Origin of the sequence: Vibrio sp. 10N.286.49.E11, from assembly GCF_041469505.1 — a bacterium.
GTDB lineage: Bacteria > Pseudomonadota > Gammaproteobacteria > Enterobacterales > Vibrionaceae > Vibrio > Vibrio crassostreae_C.
This window is the reverse complement of the sequence record NZ_JBFRKQ010000028.1, coordinates 21,919-43,847: the sequence shown is the minus strand read 5'-3', so window position 1 is coordinate 43,847 and position 21,929 is coordinate 21,919. Positions and strand designations below refer to the sequence as shown.

The 21,929-nt window shown below is 46.7% G+C and carries 17 protein-coding genes; 3 read left to right on the top strand and 14 right to left on the bottom strand.

Annotated features, from left to right (window positions below):
* Positions 1–73 precede the first annotated feature (73 nt).
* The 9 genes from fis to AB4167_RS06015 form a co-directional block, all read right to left on the bottom strand.
* On the bottom strand, positions 74–370 hold the full coding sequence (fis, locus tag AB4167_RS06055) for a DNA-binding transcriptional regulator Fis (RefSeq protein WP_004729744.1): 297 nt from the start codon (positions 368–370) through the stop codon (positions 74–76).
* A 23-nt stretch (positions 371–393) separates the two neighbouring features.
* Positions 394–1,362, bottom strand: coding sequence for a tRNA dihydrouridine synthase DusB (gene dusB, locus AB4167_RS06050; RefSeq protein ID WP_032546269.1), 969 nt, complete (start codon positions 1,360–1,362; stop codon positions 394–396).
* A gap of 140 nt (positions 1,363–1,502) precedes the next feature.
* Complete coding sequence (gene prmA / locus AB4167_RS06045; RefSeq protein WP_017055901.1) at positions 1,503–2,390, bottom strand: 50S ribosomal protein L11 methyltransferase; 888 nt, start codon at positions 2,388–2,390, stop codon at positions 1,503–1,505.
* Between the two features lie 170 nt (positions 2,391–2,560).
* Positions 2,561–3,904 carry an acetyl-CoA carboxylase biotin carboxylase subunit gene (gene accC / locus AB4167_RS06040; RefSeq protein WP_017062706.1) on the bottom strand — a complete coding sequence of 448 codons (1,344 nt, stop codon included), beginning with the start codon at positions 3,902–3,904 and terminating at the stop codon, positions 2,561–2,563.
* A gap of 15 nt (positions 3,905–3,919) precedes the next feature.
* Positions 3,920–4,372 carry an acetyl-CoA carboxylase biotin carboxyl carrier protein gene (gene accB / locus AB4167_RS06035; RefSeq protein WP_017062707.1) on the bottom strand — a complete coding sequence of 151 codons (453 nt, stop codon included), beginning with the start codon at positions 4,370–4,372 and terminating at the stop codon, positions 3,920–3,922.
* A gap of 74 nt (positions 4,373–4,446) precedes the next feature.
* Positions 4,447–4,896 carry a type II 3-dehydroquinate dehydratase gene (gene aroQ, locus AB4167_RS06030; protein WP_010435475.1) on the bottom strand — a complete coding sequence of 150 codons (450 nt, stop codon included), beginning with the start codon at positions 4,894–4,896 and terminating at the stop codon, positions 4,447–4,449.
* A gap of 323 nt (positions 4,897–5,219) precedes the next feature.
* Complete coding sequence (acs, locus tag AB4167_RS06025; RefSeq protein WP_009844693.1) at positions 5,220–7,169, bottom strand: acetate--CoA ligase; 1,950 nt, start codon at positions 7,167–7,169, stop codon at positions 5,220–5,222.
* A 218-nt stretch (positions 7,170–7,387) separates the two neighbouring features.
* Positions 7,388–8,020: a 3'-5' exonuclease gene (locus AB4167_RS06020; protein WP_102320310.1), complete on the bottom strand. Its 633-nt coding sequence runs from the start codon at positions 8,018–8,020 to the stop codon at positions 7,388–7,390.
* An 11-nt stretch (positions 8,021–8,031) separates the two neighbouring features.
* Entirely contained in the window at positions 8,032–9,864 is a 1,833-nt protein-coding gene (locus AB4167_RS06015) for a DUF294 nucleotidyltransferase-like domain-containing protein (RefSeq protein WP_136977504.1), read from the bottom strand.
* Between the two features lie 232 nt (positions 9,865–10,096).
* Between AB4167_RS06015 and AB4167_RS06010 the strand changes: the two genes are divergently transcribed.
* Entirely contained in the window at positions 10,097–11,293 is a 1,197-nt protein-coding gene (locus AB4167_RS06010; protein WP_136977500.1) for a 3-phenylpropionate MFS transporter, read from the top strand.
* Between the two features lie 118 nt (positions 11,294–11,411).
* Positions 11,412–14,843 (top strand): PAS domain-containing hybrid sensor histidine kinase/response regulator, encoded by a 3,432-nt coding sequence (locus AB4167_RS06005; protein ID WP_136977499.1) that lies wholly within the window; start codon positions 11,412–11,414, stop codon positions 14,841–14,843.
* Positions 14,844–14,960: 117 nt separating this feature from the next.
* Here the strand turns inward: AB4167_RS06005 and AB4167_RS06000 are convergent, their stop codons facing one another.
* The 4 genes from AB4167_RS06000 to AB4167_RS05985 form a co-directional block, all read right to left on the bottom strand.
* A complete protein-coding gene (locus tag AB4167_RS06000) occupies positions 14,961–16,346 on the bottom strand; it encodes a lyase family protein (RefSeq protein ID WP_136977498.1) in 1,386 nt (461 codons plus the stop codon).
* Positions 16,347–16,358: 12 nt separating this feature from the next.
* Positions 16,359–16,745 carry a hypothetical protein gene (locus tag AB4167_RS05995; RefSeq protein WP_136977497.1) on the bottom strand — a complete coding sequence of 129 codons (387 nt, stop codon included), beginning with the start codon at positions 16,743–16,745 and terminating at the stop codon, positions 16,359–16,361.
* 200 nt (positions 16,746–16,945) lie between these two features.
* The gene (locus AB4167_RS05990) at positions 16,946–18,649 is read right to left on the bottom strand and encodes a sodium:solute symporter family protein (protein ID WP_017062715.1); all 1,704 of its coding nucleotides are present in this window, start codon (positions 18,647–18,649) and stop codon (positions 16,946–16,948) included.
* A 10-nt stretch (positions 18,650–18,659) separates the two neighbouring features.
* A complete protein-coding gene (locus AB4167_RS05985; RefSeq protein WP_010435433.1) occupies positions 18,660–18,926 on the bottom strand; it encodes a DUF4212 domain-containing protein in 267 nt (88 codons plus the stop codon).
* A gap of 448 nt (positions 18,927–19,374) precedes the next feature.
* Here AB4167_RS05985 and AB4167_RS05980 point away from each other — a divergent pair, with 448 nt between their 5' ends.
* Positions 19,375–21,126 (top strand): potassium/proton antiporter, encoded by a 1,752-nt coding sequence (locus AB4167_RS05980; protein WP_136979831.1) that lies wholly within the window; start codon positions 19,375–19,377, stop codon positions 21,124–21,126.
* Here the strand turns inward: AB4167_RS05980 and AB4167_RS05975 are convergent.
* A complete protein-coding gene (locus AB4167_RS05975) occupies positions 21,123–21,752 on the bottom strand; it encodes a response regulator transcription factor (protein ID WP_017062717.1) in 630 nt (209 codons plus the stop codon). The genes AB4167_RS05980 and AB4167_RS05975 overlap by 4 nt on opposite strands.
* Between the last annotated feature and the right edge of the window lie 177 nt (positions 21,753–21,929).

Here is a 21,929-nt window from a genome sequence, read left to right as displayed (position 1 = left end):
CCGCGATGAACCAAAAAAAAGCCAAACTCAACAATGAGCTTGGCTTTCAATTCAATAAATTACGAAAGAACGATTAGTTCATGCCGTATTTTTTAAGTTTCTTGCGAAGAGTACCGCGGTTAATACCCATCATGGTTGCTGCGCGAGTTTGGTTACCGCGAGTGTACTGCATGATAGTGTCTAGTAGTGGCTGTTCAACTTCAGCTAATACTAATTCGTATAACTCGCTGACTTCTTGACCGTTTAATTGAGCAAGGTAATTTTTCAATGATGCTTTAACTGAGTCACGTAGTGGCTTCTGCGTGATTTGGTCTTGTGATGTAACTGTAGTTACTGTCAATGCTTCTGAAGTCAGATTTTGTTCGAACATATTCGGTCTAGCTCTTCTCGTAATTATGGTGCAACGTTATCAAAAAAACCTTCTAGCGCTTCAAGCTGCAGATCACCTGCTTCGAATGCGTTGAAGGTACGGCGAAACTCACTCGCTTGTTCATGTTCTTTTAGATACCAACCCACATGCTTACGAGCGATGCGAGGGCCTAAAAACTCTCCATAAAATTCATGTAGAGCGTGCACATGACCAAGCATGATGTCTTTCACTTCCGAAATCGGGAGTGGGTCCATCGTGGTGCCGTTTTCCAAATAGTGTAGGATTTCGTTAAAAATCCAAGGACGTCCTTGGGCAGGTCGACCTATCATTAAAGCATCAGCGCCGGTGTACTCCAGCACAAACTTCGCTTTTTCCGGACTATCGATATCACCGTTAGCGATAACCGGAATAGATACTGCTTGTTTCGCTGCTTTAATGTGTTTGTATTCTGCCTCACCTTTGTACATACAAGCGCGAGTTCTTCCATGGAGCGCAAGAGCTTGTATGCCGCAGTCTTCGGCTATTTTCGCGATTTGGACACAGTTTCTATTGTCTGTATCCCAGCCTGTGCGCGTTTTCAACGTTACTGGAACGTCGACAGCATTTACCACCGCTTTCAGAATGTCTTCAATGAGTTCTGGATGCTGCAGTAAGGCTGAGCCCGCAAGCTTCTTATTCACTTTTTTGGCTGGACAACCCATGTTGATATCGATGATTTGCGCACCGTTATCGACATTAAATTGAGCAGCCTCGGCCATAAGCTGTGGATCTGCACCAGCGATTTGTACTGAACGAATGCCCGATTCGCCTTCATGTACCATACGCTGCTGAGACTTTGACGTTTTCCAAACTTTCGGATTGGAGGACATCATTTCACTGACTGCCATCCCCGCACCGTAGCGAAGACACAACTCACGGAATGGTCTATCCGTTACGCCAGCCATAGGAGCGACGATTAGATTGTTCTTAAGTTGATAATTTCCGATTTTCAAAAATGTCATCACAGTTCTGTACCAGCAAGGGCGCGCATTTTACGCATTTTTTCGCTGCGTGAAAAGACTAATATTTGAGCATTTACAATTTGTTTTTGTAATTTGTTTAAATTTCAGTCAATTAGCGCCCAAAGTCTTGTCTAGCCTTGCTTGCGACCTGAGATTCGACACCATTCTTGTTGTTCGATGATCGGATCAATGTGAAGCTCATCACGATAATAAGTGGCAACATCTTCTGCTTGTGTATCTAAAACACCCGACATCGCAAGTACACCATTTGGCTTAACTAGGCCCTTGATGATGCCAGAAAGGTCGCGTAATGGACCCGCAAGAATGTTGGCAACAACAACGTCTGCTAGCAAACCTTCCGGTTGATCTTGTGGCAAGAACACCTCTAGTTGCTCAGCAACGCCATTGCGTTGTGCGTTGTCTTTTGATGCAAGCAGAGCTTGAGGATCAATGTCGATCCCGATAACTTTTGCTGCGCCTAGTTTGATCGCAGCGATCGCTAGGATGCCTGAGCCACAACCGAAGTCGATCACGGTTTTGCCTGCAAGGTCTAAGCCTTCAAGCCACTCAAGACACAATGCCGTTGTCGGGTGAGTACCTGTACCAAATGCAAGGCCAGGGTCTAGCATTACGTTAACAGCGTCAGGTTCAGGGATATCGCGCCAGCTAGGGCAGATCCATAAACGCTCACCAAACTTCATTGGGTGGAAGTTGTCCATCCATTCACGCTCCCAATCCTTGTCTTCAATTTGCTCTACTTTATGAGCAAAGTCTGCAGGGAACATGTTGCTTGCTTTAATCTGCGCTAGAACGACACCAGTATCAGTCTCAGCGTCGTAAAGCGCGAGAATGTCAGTATCACCCCAAAGGCGAGTTTCGCCTGGCAGAGGCTCAAATACAGGGGTATCTTGTGCATCCAGGAAAGTTACAGAAAGAGCACCAGTCTCTTCCATTAACATGTCGCCGATTTGTTCGGCATTTTCATTGGTAGCATTAAGCTTGATTTGAATCCAAGGCATGGCTGCATCTTCTATATGAGAAAAATTGGATGGCGAGTCTAGCAGAAAATATGAGCAAATTCACCAAAACCCCACGGAATATAATGGGGATTAAAGATTGATTTTTTCGGCGGTTCAAAAACAAAAATGCTCACCGAAGTGAGCATTTTGACTGTTCTTAAACGAACGGATTATGACAAACCAAGTTTCTTCTCAAGGTAGTGGATGTTTGCACCACCGTGTTGGAAGTTTTCGTCGTTCATAATAGACAGTTGAAGCTCAGTATTAACGTTAATACCTTCAACAATCATTTCACCCAATGCGTTCTTCATACGAGCGATAGCAACATCACGGTTCTCACCGTAAGTGATCAGCTTACCAATCATTGAATCGTAGTGTGGTGGCACTGTGTAACCCGTGTAGATGTGAGATTCCCAACGTACGCCCATGCCGCCTGGTGCGTGGAAACGTTCAATCTTACCTGGTGAAGGTAGGAAACGAACTGGATCTTCAGCATTGATACGACATTCGATTGAGTGGCCACGCAGCTTAATGTCATCCTGAGTGAATGATAGAGGCTGACCAGCTGCAATACGTAGCTGTTCTTTCACTAGGTCGATACCCGTTACCATTTCAGTAATCGTGTGTTCAACCTGGATACGAGTGTTCATTTCGATGAAGTAGAATTCACCGTTCTCGTATAGGAATTCAAATGTACCTGCACCGCGGTAACCGATCTCAATACATGCTCGAGTACAACGTTCGCCAATGTACTTACGCATCTCTTCAGTGATACCTGGAGCTGGCGCTTCTTCCACAACTTTCTGGTGACGACGCTGCATTGAACAGTCACGCTCACCTAGGTGGATAGCATTACCTTGGCCATCTGCAAGCACTTGTACTTCAATGTGACGTGGGTTTTCTAGGAATTTCTCCATGTAAACCATGTCGTTGTTGAAACATGCTTTTGCTTCAGCACGAGTCATCGCGATAGCTTCTGTTAGTTCTGCTTCAGAACGAACAACACGCATACCACGACCGCCGCCGCCGCCAGATGCCTTGATGATAACTGGGAAGCCAATGCGTTTAGCGTGCGCTTTGTTTTTTGCTTCGTCGTCGTCAAGAGGGCCGTCAGAACCTGGTACACAAGGTACGCCAGCTTTCTTCATTGACGTGATAGCTGACACTTTGTCACCCATCATGCGAATGGTTTCAGCTTTAGGGCCAACGAAGATAAAGCCACTGCGCTCTACCTGTTCTGCAAAGTCTGCATTTTCAGATAGGAAGCCGTAGCCAGGGTGAACAGCTACTGCACCTGTCACTTCAGCTGCGCTGATGATACGAGGGATGTTTAGGTAGCTATCGATACCACGAGCTGGACCGATACAAATGGTTTCGTCTGCAAGCAGTACGTGCTTAAGGTCACGGTCAGCAGTTGAGTGAACCGCTACCGTTTTAATGCCAAGCTCTTTACATGCACGCAGAATACGTAGTGCAATCTCACCACGGTTCGCGATTACTAATTTATCTAACATAATGAGTGCTCTCTATTATTCGATAATTACTAGAGCTTGGTCGAATTCTACTGGTTGACCGTCTTCAACTAGGATAGCTGTTACAACACCAGATTTATCAGCTTCGATTTGGTTCATCATTTTCATTGCTTCAACGATACATAGCGTTTCGCCAGCAGTTACAGATTGACCAACTTTAACGAATGGTTTTGCGTCTGGGCTTGGAGCGCCGTAGAAAGTACCAACCATTGGAGAAAGAACTTGGTGACCAGCTGGTACTGCAGGAGCTGCTGCTTCTGCTGCTACAGGTGCCGCCGCAGGAGCTGCTGCCGCTACAGGTGCTGGAGCAGCTGCATATTGAACAGGTGCTACAGGTGCAGTGCTGTTACGACTGATTCGTACTGACTCTTCACCTTCAGAGATTTCTAGCTCAGAAATACCAGACTCTTCAACCAATTCGATTAGCTTTTTGATTTTGCGAATATCCATTGTTTCTTTCTCTTTATCTGTTAATTGAACTTACTCTATGACTGAGTAGGTTAGTAATAGTTCGTTGTTTATGTTTACTTTGAGTTGAGCTTGCTGAGCGCAGCGGTCAAAGCAAATTGATAACCTTGGGCACCTAAGCCACAAATCACACCTTCTGCTTTATCAGATAGGTAAGAGTGGTGACGGAATGGTTCACGCGCGTGAACATTCGATAGATGAACCTCAATAAATGGTATTGCAACGCCAAGTAGTGCATCACGCAGTGCCACACTGGTATGTGTAAAGGCTGCTGGGTTGATAATAATAAAATCAACATTTTGATAAGCACTATGGATAGCTTCAATCAGTTCGTACTCACGATTTGACTGTAAGTGAGATAGCTCAACATCGTGTGCTTTCGCTTGCTCGGTCAGTGAGCTAATAATCTGGTCAAGTGTTTGAGAACCGTAGTGTGCGGGCTCTCTAAGGCCTAACAGGTTAAGGTTTGGGCCATTTAAAACTAGAATGCGAAACTTTGTAGACATCGTGGGGCTATCTTCCTTTATCGTGTTTACGAACGTGAATGTTGCCATTTTATTGAAAATTTGCGGTTAATTTCCAGTGAGAAAAACCCAAATTTAAAAATTAGAACCAGATTATAGCTAATTCAGCGCAAATCGCAGCAATTTACTGGTCTAATCTCCTATTGATACAGCTTGGAATTGTTACCAACTTAACAAAAAAGCGTCTTAGCCTTAATTTGGGGCGGGATATTTGAGATCAAGATCAGCCATAAAAAAAACCGCCACATAGGTGACGGTTTAGAAAGTGCTGTTTTAAACAGTGATTAGCTGCTGTGACTGGTTGCTTATGCCAGTTCTGCTTTCTCGGCAATCAGCTTATCAACCACACTTGGGTCGGCCAGTGTCGAGGTATCACCTAGGTTACCTGTATCGCCAGTCGCGATTTTACGCAGGATACGACGCATGATTTTACCCGAACGAGTTTTTGGTAGAGAGTCGGTCCAGTGCAGTACATCTGGCGTTGCAATTGGGCCAATCTCTTTACGTACCCAGTCTTTTACTTCTTTATGAAGCTCTGCGGTTGGGAACTCACCATCATTCAGCGTGATGTAAGCGTAAATCGCTTGGCCTTTAATATCATGAGGGATGCCCACAATCGCGGCTTCTGCAATCTTATCGAACGCGACTAGAGCCGATTCAATCTCAGCAGTACCCATACGGTGACCTGATACGTTAAGTACATCATCGACACGCCCCGTAATCCAGTAGTAACCGTCTTCATCACGACGAGCGCCGTCACTGGTGAAGTACATGCCTTTAAAGGTCGAGAAGTAAGTCTGTTCGAAGCGGTCATGATCGCCATGAACGGTACGCATTTGGCCTGGCCAAGAGTCAAGAATCACTAGGTTGCCGTCTGTTGCACCCTCAATGATGTTACCCATGTTATCAACCAGTGCCGGTTGCACACCGAAGAATGGACGAGTTGCAGAGCCCGGTTTCAGGTCTGTTGCGCCTGGTAGCGGTGCAATCAAGATACCGCCCGTTTCTGTTTGCCACCATGTATCAACAATTGGAGATTGCTCATTACCGATTGTTTTGTAGTACCACTCCCACGCCTCTGGGTTGATAGGTTCACCCACTGAGCCCATGATTCTTAGGCTGTCACGAGAAGTACCTTCAACGGCTTCATTGCCTTTCGCCATCAATGCACGAATAGCCGTTGGCGCCGTATAAAGAATATTAACTTGGTGCTTATCGACCACTTCGCTCATGCGGCTGGTGTTCGGGTAATTTGGCACGCCTTCAAACAGAATCGTTTTTGCGCCATTAGCAAGCGGTCCGTAAACAAGATATGTGTGACCGGTAATCCAACCCACATCGGCTGTACACCAGAAAGTCTCGCCTTCTTGGTAATCGAATACGTATTTGAAGGTCATCGCAGCATAAACAAGGTAGCCACCTGTGGTGTGCATAACGCCTTTAGGTTTACCTGTTGAGCCTGACGTATAAAGGATGAATAGTGGATCTTCTGCGTTCATCTCTTCTGGTGGGCAATCTGCAGATACATTAGCAATAGCATCGTGCCACCACACATCGCGATGTTCGTGCCATGCCACATCACCGCCAGTGCGTTTGAATACAACAACCTTCTCGATGTTTTTCACTTCAGGGTTCGTCAGTGCTTCATCGACATTCTTTTTCAGTGGAACAGCACGGCCGCCACGCACGCCTTCATCGGCAGTGATAACGACTTTAGAATTTGAATCGATAATACGACCAGACAGTGCTTCTGGTGAGAAACCACCAAATACGACTGTGTGAACCGCACCGATACGGGTACACGCCAGCATGGCTACTGCCGCTTCTGGCACCATTGGCATGTATAAACAAACCACATCACCTTTGCGCACGCCTTGCTCTTTTAGAGCATTCGAAAACAGGCACACTTCTTTATGCAGTTCATTAAAAGTTAGAGTTTTATCATCTGCCGGGTCATCGCCTTCCCAGATGATAGCGACTTCATCACCGCGCTCAGCAAGGTGGCGGTCGATACAGTTAGCCGAAACGTTAAGCGTGCCATCTTCAAACCAGCGAATATCAATGTGGCCAGGGTCGAAAGAAGTGTTTTTTACTTGTGTGAAAGGTTTGATCCAATCAACGATTTTTCCGTGTTCACCCCAAAAACCTTCAGGGTCAGAAACAGATTGCTGGTACATGGCTAGGTAAGTGTCATTATCCGCGTGTGTGGTTGATTTAATATTTTCTTTTACCGGATAAACGTGGGCTTCACTCATTGCATCTCTCCTTGTGCCTACATTCCTAATGAACTGGCAACTTCCTTTGTGTTCAGTTTCTAGGTCTATTACAGAACCGTCTGTGTGTTATCACTCTCGGCTAGGACGGCGATTTCCACAATTAGACTTTAGGATGAGACGCTGCTTTTCACTTACAAAATAGCGAGTTAAGTTCATTTTTGAGATGTTGCTCTCTATGTGAAGCGCCAGTGGTTGAATTAAGAATAAGAAGAGTTGAAACGGGGCAGGTCACCATGTTTCAGGCGAACAAAGATCAGCGCAGCGGAGATAGCGTCTTGTAATGCATCATGTTTATTGACAGGGATGGGTAAATCGAGCTGGCGACAGATGGCATCGATGCTGAGATCAAAATAGGCATTAGGCAGCTGTCTTTCGAGTTTGTCTTGATAGAGTTGGCTCACTTCGACTAATCGGTTAGGCAGTGGAAATCCAAGCTGTTTTAAACAGGCGCGGTCGAGAATTTTTTTGTCATAGCGGATGTGATAGCCGACTAAAGGACGATTTCCAATGAAGTTCAGTAGCTCGATTAAAGCCTGTTTTTCCTCGATGCCGTGTTTTAGATCTTGATGACGAATGCGGTGGATTTTTATTGAATTGCAATCGAGCGATTGTGGGGCGCGCAATCGGACTTCAAAAGGTTGGCTGGTAATGATCCGGTTACCGATGATCTTGGTTGCGGCAATGGTGACTAATTCAGCCTGATTGGGGTCTAGGCTGGTGGTTTCACAATCGAGCGATACATATTCATGATCAATAGGCGCAGTAAACAGAGGCTGATAGAGAGAGCCTTTGAGCTTGTGATGCCAGTAATAGCGAACCAACCTATTCATCGTTCAATTGCCTAATCCCGTATCTGATAGTGGTAGCCGAGCCATTGCTTGAATTTCTTCACCACGTGCAGGCTATGACGAAGCAGATCCCTGTCTGCTCGCTCCATCAGTTTGACGTTAATTTTGTTGCTGCTGTGCTGTTGAGAAAGCCTTTGGGCTAAGCGCCACTTGAAGAATTGCTTGAGCGCTTCACTGAGATTATCGGCAGTACTTTGCTCAAGCACTTTCTTGCTGACCAGTTGCTCAATGCGTTCGAAGGTGTTGTTTACGGTGACACCATGCTCAAGACAAAGCGCTCTCACACCATGCACGATAGGGAAAATACCACCTTGTTTGATGTCGAGTCCGGACTTGGATTGCTTCACATTACCAAACAGGGTCAGGGGAACCGAGAAGTTCAGAGCAGGGCGGCAGAACTCGGTCAGAATCAATTCTTGTCCGAGCATCAAATCACTGAGGTGCTGTTTGACTGGTTTTAATAACTCTCTATTCCCCGCCACTGCGTGTGCATCTGCCATGATCGCGATATCCATCACGGTGTCTGGCGTGGCTTTTTTTACCCAATGGGTGAGGGTTTGTTTCCACTCTTGTTCTGAATGCACCCATTTCGGATTGTTGACCATCACGTTGCCCGGACACAGTGGGTAACCCAATTGTTGAAGGGTATGAGTGAGGTCGTTCATGGCACTTTGGCATTGATGCCACTCCAAACCATCTTGAATTATTAGCGCGTTGTCTTGATCGGTTTTGAGAATTTGTTCCCCGCGGCCTTCGGACCCCAACACAATTAGGCAGCAATGATTATGCAGTGCCGGTGGGATCACCAACTCAAAAGCCTTCTCTATGATCTGTTCGTTGACCGCAGAAATCAGTTCCATGATAAAGCGTGTGCGAATCCCATTACTGAGCAAGCTCTCGACCAGTTGACGCTGTTTGTTGGACGCCATTGCCAATTCTTCAACGCTGGTGGCGCGCGCAATACGCAAAGTAAGAACGTGGGAGTGTGTGGAGAATGCACTGAGGATCTGTGTCATATCCAACATACCGACCGCATTTTTACCATCACAAACCATCAACCTTTTTACTCGATTTCTGGTCATGGTAATCATGGCGTTAAATAAGAAATCGCCTTGGTTCACGTGCATCACCGGAAACGTTGCGATCTCACCGACAGGCGCATCCAGTGGGAAATTATCGAGCATCACAGCATGCAATAAATTGGTTCGAGTGACGATTCCATACGGTAAGGAACATGATGATCCAAAAGCTTTTAGATCATCATGTTCTAAATGAACCAGAGCCGAGTCCAACCCTTGTTCTTTAAGGGTTTGAGTGACTTGGTTGATCGGTTGGCTTGGTTCAAGTATTAGTGGTGGGTGATAGATAGAGTCATCCACTTTGGTCAATATAAACTCGGCAAGATTCTGTTGCTGCTGGGCGGCTTCTATCAAAGCTTTTCGTGTTGATAGGTTGCTATCAAAGTAGGCCGCGAATTGGCCATTGGCGTGGTAAAGCTCAAGAAAAATATCGGTGGGCAGCAGATAACTTAATGTATCTTCGAGTGCGATATATTGGTGTTTGGTGTGAGCTTCAAACTGGCTACGGACATCAAAAATATCGTCATTGGCATAGTGTGCGTAAATCTCACCATCACTGCTCGCGCGCTCTTCAACAGCCCCTTTGATCAAAATGTGCAGGTGTCGGCTCGGCCTATCAGCTTCTAGTATCACTTCTTGAGAACGGTAATACACCACGTCTAATGAAGAGCGAAGTTTCAACTGCTCAGAGTCAGACAGGCTATCGAAGGGTGGGTGCTGCATATTAAATTTGTCAGGCATAAGCATCACAAGAAGAAATGGGAGTCTTTAATCAGTCTGACAAAATACCAGCGAAGCTCCAGACGACTTTAGTCTAAATGCGAGTATGGGTATTGATGAGCGTGAAATCTCTTGTTGAAATGCGATATCCAGACCCATTGAATATGGGAATACTATCCCAGTAATAATTCCCTTTTTCATCGTATGCGAGATAGGCATAATTGGTGCTGCCTTTTTCCGCACACTTTATAGGTCATTTATGTTTAGCCCTTCACCCTATGGCTGGATCTCTCAGTATTTTCTTGGTTTCTTTTTTGCGTATGGCGTGTATTTGCCATTTTGGGCGTTATGGTTTGAAGACCAAGGCGTGTCTGCTGGTGATATTGGCGTATTGATTGGTATCGGCTTTGCGACTCGTTGTGTGGCTAACCTAGTGATTACGCCGCGTATCCATAAAGTGGAACACTTGATGCCAGCGCTACGCTGTTTGAGTTTCGCTGCGCTGCTGTTTGTCGGTTTCCACTTCTTCACCGGTGGCAGTTTTGTACTGATGTTGTTGGCAACGGTACTGTTTAACCTGTGTTGTGGGCCGATCATTCCTCTTTCTGATGCGATGGCTAACCATTACAGTCGTTTGAAAATGCTCGACTACGGCCGAACTCGCCTTTGGGGGTCAATTGCCTTTATCGCAGGCTCAACGGTGGTTGGCTATTTGGTGGCACAATTTGGCACCGACATGATTTTGTATACTGCACTTGCGGGCGTGTTGTTGTCATTAATTCTGGCGATGAGAAATCCTAACGTGATGCCAGTAACGCAATCTGAGCAACAAGCGGCGCGACCAAAACTAGGTGAACTGTTGCGTGAGTCGTCAGTGGTAAAGTTTTTAGCCTTGATGGCGCTGCTGCAAGGTAGTCATGCGGCTTACTACAGTTTTAGTGCGATTTATTGGAAAGAAGCGGGTCACTCAGAAGCGATCATCGGTTACTTGTGGAGCTTAGGTGTTGTTGCTGAAGTGGCCGTATTTGCTCTGAGTAAGCGATTATTCTCAGGCTGGTCACTGCGTACTTTGTTTGTCGTCGCGGCTATTGGAGTGATGGCGCGCTGGGGTATTACCGCATCAACAACGGCGATTTTTGCACTGGTGATGGTGCAGTTGCTGCACGGTGTGACCTTTGCCATGGCACACATCGCCGCGATTCAATACATCCAATCTGAAGAACAAAACAAGATGGTTGCGCTACAAGCTCTGTATAACGCTATTCCATTAGGTGCCTTTATTGCATTAATGACCACCTTAAGTGGTTGGGGTTATGAGCTTTGGGGCGCAAATATCTTCTGGGGTATGGCTGCAATGGGTGCACTTGCTCTGTTCATTAAGTTGGATGAAAGAAGTTCAGTGATTGAGATTAATCAATCAGATTCGGAACAGTCAGAATCTCACAGCAAATGCTGATAATTAGAGTCTAAAGCACAGAATTTAAGCGATGCGATTGAGTTAATCACCCATCCTTAGTTAAATGAAACCTCTCCCTTATGGAGAGGTTTTTTTATGGATGAAAAAAGGGTTTTCAATGCAAGGATGGATAGTAATTCCAGTCTCTTTAGCCTACTTGGGCGTGTTATTTCTGATCGCTTGGTATGGAGACAGGCAGGTTCGTTGGCTATCGCGTTGGCGTCCGTGGATCTATAGCCTTTCGATTGCCGTGTATTGTACCTCTTGGACCTTCTATGGAACGGTCGGGCAGGCGAGCAATAACCCTTGGTCTTTTTTACCCATTTATCTCGCCCCGATTCTGGTCTTTACACTAGGCTGGCGGATCTTGGCGCGGCTGATCCTGATTGCGAAGCGGGAGCACATCACCTCCATTGCCGACTTTATCGCGGCTCGTTATGGAAAATCTCAGGGCTTAGCGGTGGCGGTGACGGTTATCGCCGTGGTCGGTATCCTTCCTTATATCGCTCTGCAACTGCGTGGTATTACCATGGGGTTGGATATTGTTGCGCCCAACCTAGCGGCTGACTTTGGTTATCAGGACTATCATGTGTCTTGGTTTGTGGTCGGTGCTTTGGCTATTTTTACCATGTTGTTTGGTACTAGGCACATTGATAACACGGAACATCACCGTGGCATGATGATGGCGGTGGCGTTTGAATCCATCGTTAAGCTCGCGGCATTCTTGATTGTTGGCCTGTTCATCATGTATCTGGCGATGAGCAGCGACAAAATTGACCTGCTTGACGTGGCGGCTTCCACCTATGAATCACCCAATATTCCGACCTTAATAATTCATACCGTTTTAACCATGTTGGCGATTGTCTGTTTGCCGCGTCAGTTTCATACCATGGTGGTAGAGAACGAACGTCCTCAAGACCTGCATACCGCTCGCTGGTTGTTTCCGCTTTACCTGATTTTGATGGGACTGTTCGTGCTGCCAATTGCTTGGGCAGGACAAGGACTACTTACTGGCATGCCAGCGGATACCTACGTGATCAGCGTGCCAATGGCAGAAGGCGCTAATCACATTGCTTTGCTGGCTTTCCTTGGTGGTACGTCTGCGGCAAGTGGCATGGTGATAGTGTCGACCATCGCCTTGGCGATCATGGTGTCGAACGATTTAGTGATGCCACTGTTACTGCGCCGTATGCGCCTAACCCAAAGAACCCATCGACACTTTTCTGGTCTGCTATTGGTGATTCGCCGCGGACTAATTTTACTGCTGTTATTGGGTGCTTGGCTGTTTTATCAAGCGCTCGATACCATTCATTCACTGTCAGCGATTGGTTTTCTTTCCTTTGCTGCGATTGCTCAATTTGCACCCGCACTTATTGGTGGTTTGTACTGGCGCCCGGGTAACCGCAAGGGTGTGTATGTCGGCTTAATGGTGGGCTCGTTGATTTGGCTTATCACCCTAATGAGCCAAACCAGCATGTTGGCAGGAGACAGTGAAAGTAACCTTTTACTGTGGATTATTACGCCACCAGAGTTGCTCAGCAGTTGGGATATCAGCAGTTCAAACTGGGGAATTGTGCTGAGTATTGTGCTCAATACCTTGTGCTATGCCGTGGTTTCGATGACGACTCGCCCAAGCCTAAGTGAGCGCTTACAATCGGCGGCATTTGTTGGCACGCCACTGCCTGAGAACGAGAATATCAGCCTCTATCAGAATCGCGTGACAGTCGCTGAATTAGAGATGCTGGCGTCGCGTTTTGTAGGCCGTAAGCGTGCCAAAAGTGCCTTACACAGCTACTGGCAACAACACGGTCAGCCGCTGCTGCCTAATCAACAAGCGCCTGCAAGTCTGATTCGACACGCAGAGCGCGTGCTCGCAGGTGTATTTGGTGCTTCGTCTGCTAAGTTAGTACTTACTTCTGCTTTGCAGGGAAGAAACATGAAGCTTGAAGAAGTGGCGACCATCGTGGATGAAGCTTCGGAACTGTACGACTTCAGCCGTGGTTTACTGCAAGGAGCGATTGAACATATTGGCCAAGGCATCGCAGTAATAGACAAACAAATGAGGCTGGTGGCATGGAATCAACGTTACTTAGAGCTGTTTGAATTTCCTGCGGGTTTGATTCAGGTTGGGCGACCCATTTCCGATGTGATTCGCCACAATGCTGAGCAAGGTTTGTGTGGCCCGGGTGACCCAGAAGATCATGTTCGCCGCCGTGTTTATCACCTTGAGCAAGGCACGCGACACACCTCTTCTCGTATTCGTCCTGATGGCCGAGTGATTGAGGTGCAAGGTAACCCGATGCCAAGTGGTGGCTTTGTGATGAGTTTTACCGACATCACGGTATTCCGACAAGCAGAGCAAGCGCTAAAAGATGCCAATGAAAGCTTGGAATCGAGAGTGCATGAACGAACTCAAGAACTCGAAAAACTCAATCATCGCTTGGTAAAAGCAACGCAGATTTCGGATCAAGAATCACAATCTAAGAGTCGTTTTCTAGCCGCGGTAAGCCACGATTTGATGCAGCCACTCAATGCCGCACGTCTATTTGCTTCGTCACTGTCTGAGGTAGCAAAAGAGCAAGAGGTGAAGCAATTGTCATCTCACATCGAGAGTGCACTTGGCGCCGCAGAAGATTTGATTGGAGACTTGCTGGATATCTCTCGATTGGAGTCCGGAAAGTTAGAAACCAACATTCACGCGATTGCCGTGCACGACGTGCTAACCAACTTGAACGCGGAATTTAGCGCCTTAGCGAGACAACAGAAAATTGAGTTTAAGATGACTCCATCGTCATTGTTCATTCATTCAGATCCTAAGCTGCTAAGGCGTGTGATTCAGAACTTTTTGACCAATGCGTTCCGCTATAACCCGGAAGGAAAAGTGGTGCTGGGTGCGAGAAGAGTGAATGGACAGGTTCGAATCGATGTGTGGGATAACGGAACCGGTATCGATGAAGACAAGCAACAAGAAATCTTTGAAGAGTTTACTCGTGGCAGCCAAGTACGAGCCGATCAAGGATTGGGATTAGGGTTAGCAATCTCGAAAGGTATTGCTCATGTGCTTGGCCATCAAATTTCGATGCGCTCATGGCCGGGCCAAGGCAGTGTATTTTCCATCACCTTGGCTAGAGCGGAAAAAGTCGCTCCAGTTGTGCAAGCTTCGACGCCAATGGCGACCAGCGACATCGAGCACCTCAAGATATTGTGTGTCGATAATGAACGAGAAATCTTAGTCGGTATGGAAAACCTGATCGGACGTTGGGGCTGTGAGGTTAAGACGGCGGTTGATTTGGTCGAAAGCTTGCAGTGCCTAGATGAGGGTTGGCTACCTGATGTGATTTTCTCTGATTACCGTTTAGATAATGGCAGAACGGGTCTCGAAGTCCTGCAGCAGTGTCGCTTGCGCCTTGGAGATTCTTTTGAAGGTGTCATCATCAGTGCCGATAGAACCGATGACATGTTGGCAGCGATAAAGGCCAACAGCTTTAGCTTTATTGCCAAGCCAGTGAAACCACTTAAGTTAAGAGCGGTCTTGAATCGAGTGAGCTAGTTTGGGTTAACAGGCTCGGATTAGTACGTTCGTGAGCGGATAGTGAAAAGGCCTCAGATGAGGACTTTTTTGTCTCTGTTTTTTTTGCGAACGCCGATTCGCTTGTTAATTCAATAACTAACCAGCAATGCCACCTTGTGTCAGTGTGGTTGGATCAAGCAGTTTACTGAGCTCTTCTCGGCTAAGATCGGTTTCTCTTTCTGCGACATCCAGAATTGGTAAGCCTTCTTTGTAAGCTTTCTTGGCAATATCAGCCGCCTTCAAGTAGCCAATCACAGGGTTAAGTGCGGTCACTAGGATTGGGTTCTTTGACAGTGCCAAATCGAGATTGTCTTGGCGTACCGTGAAGGTCGCGATGGCTTTATCTGCCAATGCGACAGAGCTATTAGCCAATAACTCAATACTTTCCAACACGTTATGAGCAATCACTGGCAGCATCACATTAAGTTGGAAGTTACCTGATTGTCCGGCTACGGTAATGGTGGTGTCGTTGCCAATGACTTGCGCCGCCGCCATAGCTGCAGCTTCTGGAATCACAGGGTTGACCTTGCCAGGCATGATCGATGAGCCTGGTTGTAGAGCCTGTAATTCAATTTCCCCTAAGCCAGCCAACGGCCCAGAGTTCATCCAGCGAAGATCGTTTGAGATCTTCATGATCGCAACTGCTGCCGTTTTGAGCTGACCTGACAGCGCAACGATCGCGTCTTGACTGCTGAGGCTAAAAAAGAAGTTTTCACTCGAGCTAAAACTGATCTTTGTCGATTGAGACAGGTTACTCGCAAACTTATCGGCAAAGCGTGGGTCAGCATTGATCCCTGTTCCAACCGCAGTACCACCTTGTGCTAAAGCCTTGATAGCGGGCAGGGTGTTCTCTATTGCTTGCTTAGCGTGTTCTATCTGAAATTTCCAACCACCTAGCTCTTGAGCAAAGGTCATTGGCATCGCATCCATTAGATGAGTGCGGCCGGTCTTCACGACCTCCGCAAGTTCCTGTTGTTTGATGGTGAGTGCTTCAGAAAGGTGAGTTAATGCAGGTAATAGCTTATTTTCAGCCATCAAAGCAACGCTCACTTGAATTGCGGTTGGCACCACATCGTTACTGCTTTGGCCCATGTTGACGTGATCATTGGGGTTCACATCGCCTTGCAAGCTTCTTGAGGCAAGCGTAGCAATCACTTCATTGGCATTCATGTTGGAACTGGTACCTGAACCGGTTTGGTAGACATCGATAGGGAATTGATCGAGGTGTTTACCCTCAATGATCTCTTGGCTGGCTTCGGCTATCGCGTTGGCAATCTCACCTTCCAGTAGACCTAACTGAGCATTGGTATCTGCCGCTGCCTGTTTAATTAACGCCAGTGCTTGAATAAAACTTGTCGGCATCTTGTGAGAGCTAAACGCGAAGTTATCCGCGGCACGTTGAGTTTGTGCCTGGTATAGCGCATCGGCAGGGACTTTCACTTCGCCCATGCTGTCTTTTTCAATCCGAAATTGTAGGGTCATGTTCTATCCTTGTTAGCCAAGTGGGGCTTGGACTTGTTTTAGTGTTTGGCTGAGATTCAAAAAACGCGCTTGGCTTTGAGGTTGCTGGCAGTAGTGGCGCTTCAAATAAAATAGTGGTGAGTGAATAGAGTCTAGGCAGATATGACGAAAGGCGAAACTGCGCTGAGGAGACTCAATCGCTTCAATCAAATGAAAGAAAACTTGGCGTAGAGACAGCTCGCACAACAAGATGTTTTCTTGAGCGGCATGCTTTTCATAGTAAGCCGAAAGCGTCAGTGCACACTCGATATACTCTCGAATTACAAACGGCTCATGGCCTTGAACTTGTTCTAATGAAGCAAAGCGATCCTGTGCTTTGTAAAATCTCGAATAGAGAACCTGCTGCTCTTTCATCATCATCTGCATCTCTTTATTGGATGTTAATGATAATTATTATCAAATAAAATTTTAAAAACAACCCTTTGTTTATCTTTTTATAAAGTGAGCAGAAAAAGAAAAAGCCGATACACGAAGTATCGGCTTTCTGGAGTCAGTACCTAATCCCTACAATGTAAGTACTGATTCATTTTTTGCTAAACATCTTTGTTTAATGGTCGTGCTTAGTGGTCGTGAGCTTCACCTGCACCTTTCGGGTAACGGATGTTCTCAACCATATCTTGTACATCTTGTGGTACTTCAGCAGTTACTTTGTTTACAGCAATCGATACTACGAAGTTTAGACACATACCTAGCGTACCGATGCCTTCTGGGCTGATACCAAACCACCAGTTTTCAGGTGTGCTTGCTGCTGGGTTAATGAACTTGAAGTAGATGATGTAGCTTGCTGTGAAGGCAATACCTGACAACATACCTGCAATTGCGCCTTCCTTGTTCATCTTCTTGTAGAAGATACCTAGGATAATCGCTGGGAAGAAGGATGCTGCGGCTAAGCCGAAGGCAAACGCTACTACCTGTGCTACAAAGCCTGGTGGGTTAATACCTAAGTAACCGGCACCGACAATCGCGACCATGGCTGCCAGACGAGCGGCTAACAGCTCCTGCTTGTCGGTCATGTTTGGTCTGAAGCCTTTCTTCAACAAGTCATGTGAAATCGACGTTGAGATGACCAATAGTAGACCCGCGGCTGTTGATAGTGCGGCTGCTAGGCCACCGGCTGCAAGCAGTGCTACAACCCAGTTTGGTAGTTTCGCTAGCTCTGGAGAAGCCAGTACGATGATGTCACGGTTAATCTTCATCTCGTTGCGCTCATCGCCCGAGTAGAACATTTTGCCATCGCCGTTCTTATCTTCCCAACCTACTAGGCCAGTGCTTTCCCAGTTTTTGTACCAGCTTGGTGCGTCCGCTGCAGCGACACCTTGCATGTCAGGGCCGTTGATTGTTTCGATCATGTTTACACGAGCGAATGCTGCAACGCCTGGTGCTGTTGTGTATAGCAATGAGATGAACAGTAGTGCCCAACCCGCTGAGATACGAGCATCACGTACTTTTGGTACCGTGAAGAAACGAATGATTACGTGTGGAAGACCCGCAGTACCGACCATTAGAGCCGCACAGATGAAGAATACATCTACCATGCTCTTGTTACCTTCGGTATAGGCGGTAAATCCGAGTTCTTCGGTCAGTCCATCCAGTTTATCAAGAAGGTAAACATCTGTGCCTGATAGCGTAGAGCCCATACCAACTTGTGGAAGTGGGTTACCTGTCATCATGATTGAGGTAAAGATTGCTGGAACAAGGAAGGCGAAAATGAGGACACAGAATTGAGCTACCTGCGTATAAGTGATGCCTTTCATGCCACCTAGTACTGCGTAGAAGAACACAATACCCATACCAATGATGATGCCTAGGTTAATATCAACTTCTAGGAAACGAGAGAATACAACGCCCACACCACGCATCTGGCCTGCAACGTACGTAAACGATACGAAGATTGCACAGAATACCGCTACCATACGTGCCGTTTTCGAGTAGTAACGCTCACCGATGAAATCAGGAACCGTAAACTGACCGAACTTACGTAGGTAAGGTGCTAAACATAGCGCAAGTAGTACATAACCACCTGTCCAACCCATTAGGTAAACCGCACCGTCGTAACCAACGAATGAGATGATACCTGCCATTGAGATGAATGATGCTGCCGACATCCAGTCAGCGGCGGTCGCCATGCCGTTTGCTACTGGGTGTACACCACCGCCAGCAACGTAGAACTCACTAGTAGACCCTGCACGAGCCCAGATTGCGATGCCGATATATACCGCGAAAGTAATACCGACGAGAATAAACGTCCAAGTTTGAATATCCATGTTCTAGCCTCTAGTCTTCCTGTACGTTGTATTTTTTGTCGAGCGCATTCATGCGGACAACGTAAATAAATATCAGCGCCACGAAGGTGTATATCGAACCTTGCTGAGCGAACCAAAATCCTAGCTTGAACCCGCCAAACTGAACGGTATTGAGGGCATCCACAAATAAGATGCCAGCGCCGTAAGACACCGCAAACCAGACCGCGAGCAGTGTTCCCATAATTCCCAAGTTTTCCTTCCAGTAGGCTTGAGCATGTTCCGTAGATTCGAACGCCATTGCCTTCTCCTTTATTCCGTTTTCGTAGAAACTGTTTTTGTGAAACCGTTTTGTAAAATAGCGTGTTAACGTAATGTTACGATTTAGAATGTAGCAAGGATAAGTCAAGGGATCTGTGCAACTTTAGTCGGGATGGTATTAGCGCTAATGTACTGAAATATGGGAGCTAGGAGACATAATCATAGAAAAATGTGATGTTAAAATGTTGTTAAATTAGCCAAAGGTCTAACAAAAAGGGATGAATTAGACTGCGAGTCATAAAATTTAACAACTAAATGACCGAGAAACGGTATTTAGCCCTGCTTATGACACGAAGCGAAACATAAGTTTGTTATAGTAACAACGGCACTTTCACCGACCGTGCCTTGCTAAACGGCAGAAGATCAACAAGCTAGTGGCAAAAGATCAACAGGCTTAAAGCTCGGATTTTATTCTTTGGGGGAACGAATTGGACGCAATAACCATTAACCACTTATTCTTGACTGGTGCCGTACTCATCGCCATCAGCGTGCTTTTCTCACAAGTGTCCTCTCGATTGGGCGTTCCTATTCTTTTGATCTTTTTGTTCGTTGGTATGTTAGCGGGTGAAGATGGACCCGGTAATATTCATTTCGATGATTACTCACTGACCTACTTGGTGAGTAACCTTGCGCTTGCCGTGATTCTGTTGGATGGCGGTATGCGAACCAAGGTGGCGAGCTTCAAGGTCGCTTTCTGGCCTTCGCTCTCGCTGGCGACGATAGGTGTCGCATGTACAGCAACCTTAACCGGATTAATGGCGGCTTGGCTGTTTGACTTGTCATTAATGCAGGGCATCTTGGTCGGGGCGATTGTTGGTTCAACCGATGCGGCAGCGGTATTCTCTTTGCTGAAAGGACAGAGTCTCAATGAGCGTGTTGGCTCAACCCTAGAGATCGAATCGGGCACTAACGACCCAATGGCGGTCTTCCTGACGGTGACCTTAATTGCGCTGTTAGGTAACCCTGACGCTGAGATGGGAATGAACTTCCTACTGCAAAGTTTTGCGATGCAGTTTGGTATCGGTACTCTTGTTGGTATTGGCGGCGGCTGGGTTCTATGGAGCTTAATCAATCGAGTACAATTGGCTGATGGCCTTTATTCCATTCTGGTACTCAGTGGGGGCGTGGCTCTGTTTGCGTTCTCTAACATGCTTGGCGGCAGCGGCATCTTATCGATTTACTTAGTGGGCTTGTTCATTGGTAATCGTCCGACGCGCTCGCGACACTCGATTCTTAATGTTCTTGATGGCATGACGTGGCTAAGCCAGATCGTGATGTTCTTGGTATTGGGTTTATTGGTGACGCCATCAACGTTGATGGACATTGCTCTGCCTGCGCTGGCACTGGCCTTCGGTATGATTTTGTTTGCTCGTCCGCTGTCGGTTTGGTTGGGTTTACTGCCGTTCAGAAGCTTTTCCACCAAAGAACGCTGGTTTGTTTCTTGGGTAGGTTTGCGTGGTGCAGTACCAATCATCTTAGCGGTATTCCCGATGATGGCAGGCCTGCCCAATGCTCAGCTGTATTTCAATATCGCCTTCTTCGTGGTTATGGTTTCGCTGATTGTTCAAGGCGGTAGCTTGATGAAAGTTGCAAGACTCGCTCAAGTGACTTTACCACCGACGCCAACACCGATTTCTCGTACCGGTATGGAGATTTATCCGACCAGTGAGTGGGAGATGTTTGTTTACAAATTGAAAGACGAGAAGTGGTGTGTCGGCGAGCCGCTTAAACGCTTATCTATGCCAGAAGGGACGCGCATTGCGGCAGTGTTTCGACAAGATGCCATGCTTCACCCATCAGGCAGCACCGTGTTAGAGGCGAACGATATCTTATGTGTGCTTGGTCAAGACAAAGATTTGGACAGCTTAAGTTCGTTGTTCAGTGAGGCGCCTCTAGCAGAAGAGGCGGCACGATTCTTTGGTGACTTCTTCTTGGATGTTGAGCTATCAGTTGCGGCAGTGAGTGATTGTTATGGTATTGAACTTGGCTCGGAAGAAGAGCGAGAAATGACGCTAAAACAATTGGTTGCTCAAGAGCTTGGCGCACACTCTGTATTGGGTGATAGCTTTGAGTGGCATGACATCACTTGGGTGGTTGCAGAGATAGATGATCATAAAGTCGTCAGGTTGGGTTTATGTTTACCTAAGACGACTTTAGAAGAGGATATCAGTGAAGCTTAATTGTGGACTTCTTGTAGCAAGATAACCGCTTGAGTACGATTTTTCACATCCAGTTTACGGAAGATGGCCGTCATATGTGCTTTGATGGTCGCTTCCGAAACATTCAATTCATACGCGATTTGCTTGTTAAGCAAGCCGTCAGAAAGCATCCCTAATACCTTGTATTGCTGAGGCGTCAGTGTGGAAATCTTTTCTGCAAGGTCGCTACACGCTGCATTATTGGTGATAAGCCCTTCAGGGAAGAACGGGTCGCCATTCAGCACTTGATTCAGTGCACTCACCAACTCACGCATATCACTCGACTTAGGAATAAAGCCAAACGCACCGTGGCTCTTCACCTGAGTGACCACGCTGGCATCTTCACTGGCAGAAACCACCACAATCGGTAGATCTGGGTATTCAGCGCGCAGTTGAATTAAGCCTGACATGCCATTGGCGCCCGGCATTTTCAGATCGAGCAGTAATAGATCCGGCTCGCCTTCTTTCTTTAGCAGAGTCAGTAAGGCATCGAGAGAATCGGCCTCAAGCAGGTTCGCACCACTGATCGCCATATGAACTGACTGAAACAGGGCGTTGCGAAAGAGAGGGTGGTCATCAGCAATGATGATGGTATAGGTCGAGTCCATGACGTTCATACTTTTAACAATTTAGTTAATATTTATTATCATCCTGATTGAGTATGTGGACAATATCTATGCATTAAAAGTCTGAACCATATCGACTTTTATCCCCGGAATAAGAAAGCGTTACTCTGAATAGCAAAAAAGCCGCACTGCCATCTCGTTACGGAGGGGCGGTGCGGC

Bases quoted from the DNA above. Each gene is read 5' to 3' on its own strand.
- aroQ (WP_010435475.1), bottom strand. From the start codon at position 4,896: ATGTCTACAAAGTTTCGCATTCTAGTTTTAAATGGCCCAAACCTTAAC.
- AB4167_RS05995 (WP_136977497.1), bottom strand. From the start codon at position 16,745: ATGATGATGAAAGAGCAGCAGGTTCTCTATTCGAGATTTTACAAAGCA.
- AB4167_RS06005 (WP_136977499.1), top strand. From the start codon at position 11,412: ATGCAAGGATGGATAGTAATTCCAGTCTCTTTAGCCTACTTGGGCGTG.
- AB4167_RS05990 (WP_017062715.1), bottom strand. From the start codon at position 18,649: ATGGATATTCAAACTTGGACGTTTATTCTCGTCGGTATTACTTTCGCG.
- AB4167_RS06010 (WP_136977500.1), top strand. From the start codon at position 10,097: ATGTTTAGCCCTTCACCCTATGGCTGGATCTCTCAGTATTTTCTTGGT.
- AB4167_RS06020 (WP_102320310.1), bottom strand. From the start codon at position 8,020: ATGAATAGGTTGGTTCGCTATTACTGGCATCACAAGCTCAAAGGCTCT.
- prmA (WP_017055901.1), bottom strand. From the start codon at position 2,390: ATGCCTTGGATTCAAATCAAGCTTAATGCTACCAATGAAAATGCCGAA.
- fis (WP_004729744.1), bottom strand. From the start codon at position 370: ATGTTCGAACAAAATCTGACTTCAGAAGCATTGACAGTAACTACAGTT.
- AB4167_RS06015 (WP_136977504.1), bottom strand. From the start codon at position 9,864: ATGCTTATGCCTGACAAATTTAATATGCAGCACCCACCCTTCGATAGC.
- accB (WP_017062707.1), bottom strand. From the start codon at position 4,372: ATGGATATTCGCAAAATCAAAAAGCTAATCGAATTGGTTGAAGAGTCT.
- AB4167_RS06000 (WP_136977498.1), bottom strand. From the start codon at position 16,346: ATGACCCTACAATTTCGGATTGAAAAAGACAGCATGGGCGAAGTGAAA.
- accC (WP_017062706.1), bottom strand. From the start codon at position 3,904: ATGTTAGATAAATTAGTAATCGCGAACCGTGGTGAGATTGCACTACGT.
- AB4167_RS05985 (WP_010435433.1), bottom strand. From the start codon at position 18,926: ATGGCGTTCGAATCTACGGAACATGCTCAAGCCTACTGGAAGGAAAAC.
- AB4167_RS05975 (WP_017062717.1), bottom strand. From the start codon at position 21,752: ATGGACTCGACCTATACCATCATCATTGCTGATGACCACCCTCTCTTT.
- acs (WP_009844693.1), bottom strand. From the start codon at position 7,169: ATGAGTGAAGCCCACGTTTATCCGGTAAAAGAAAATATTAAATCAACC.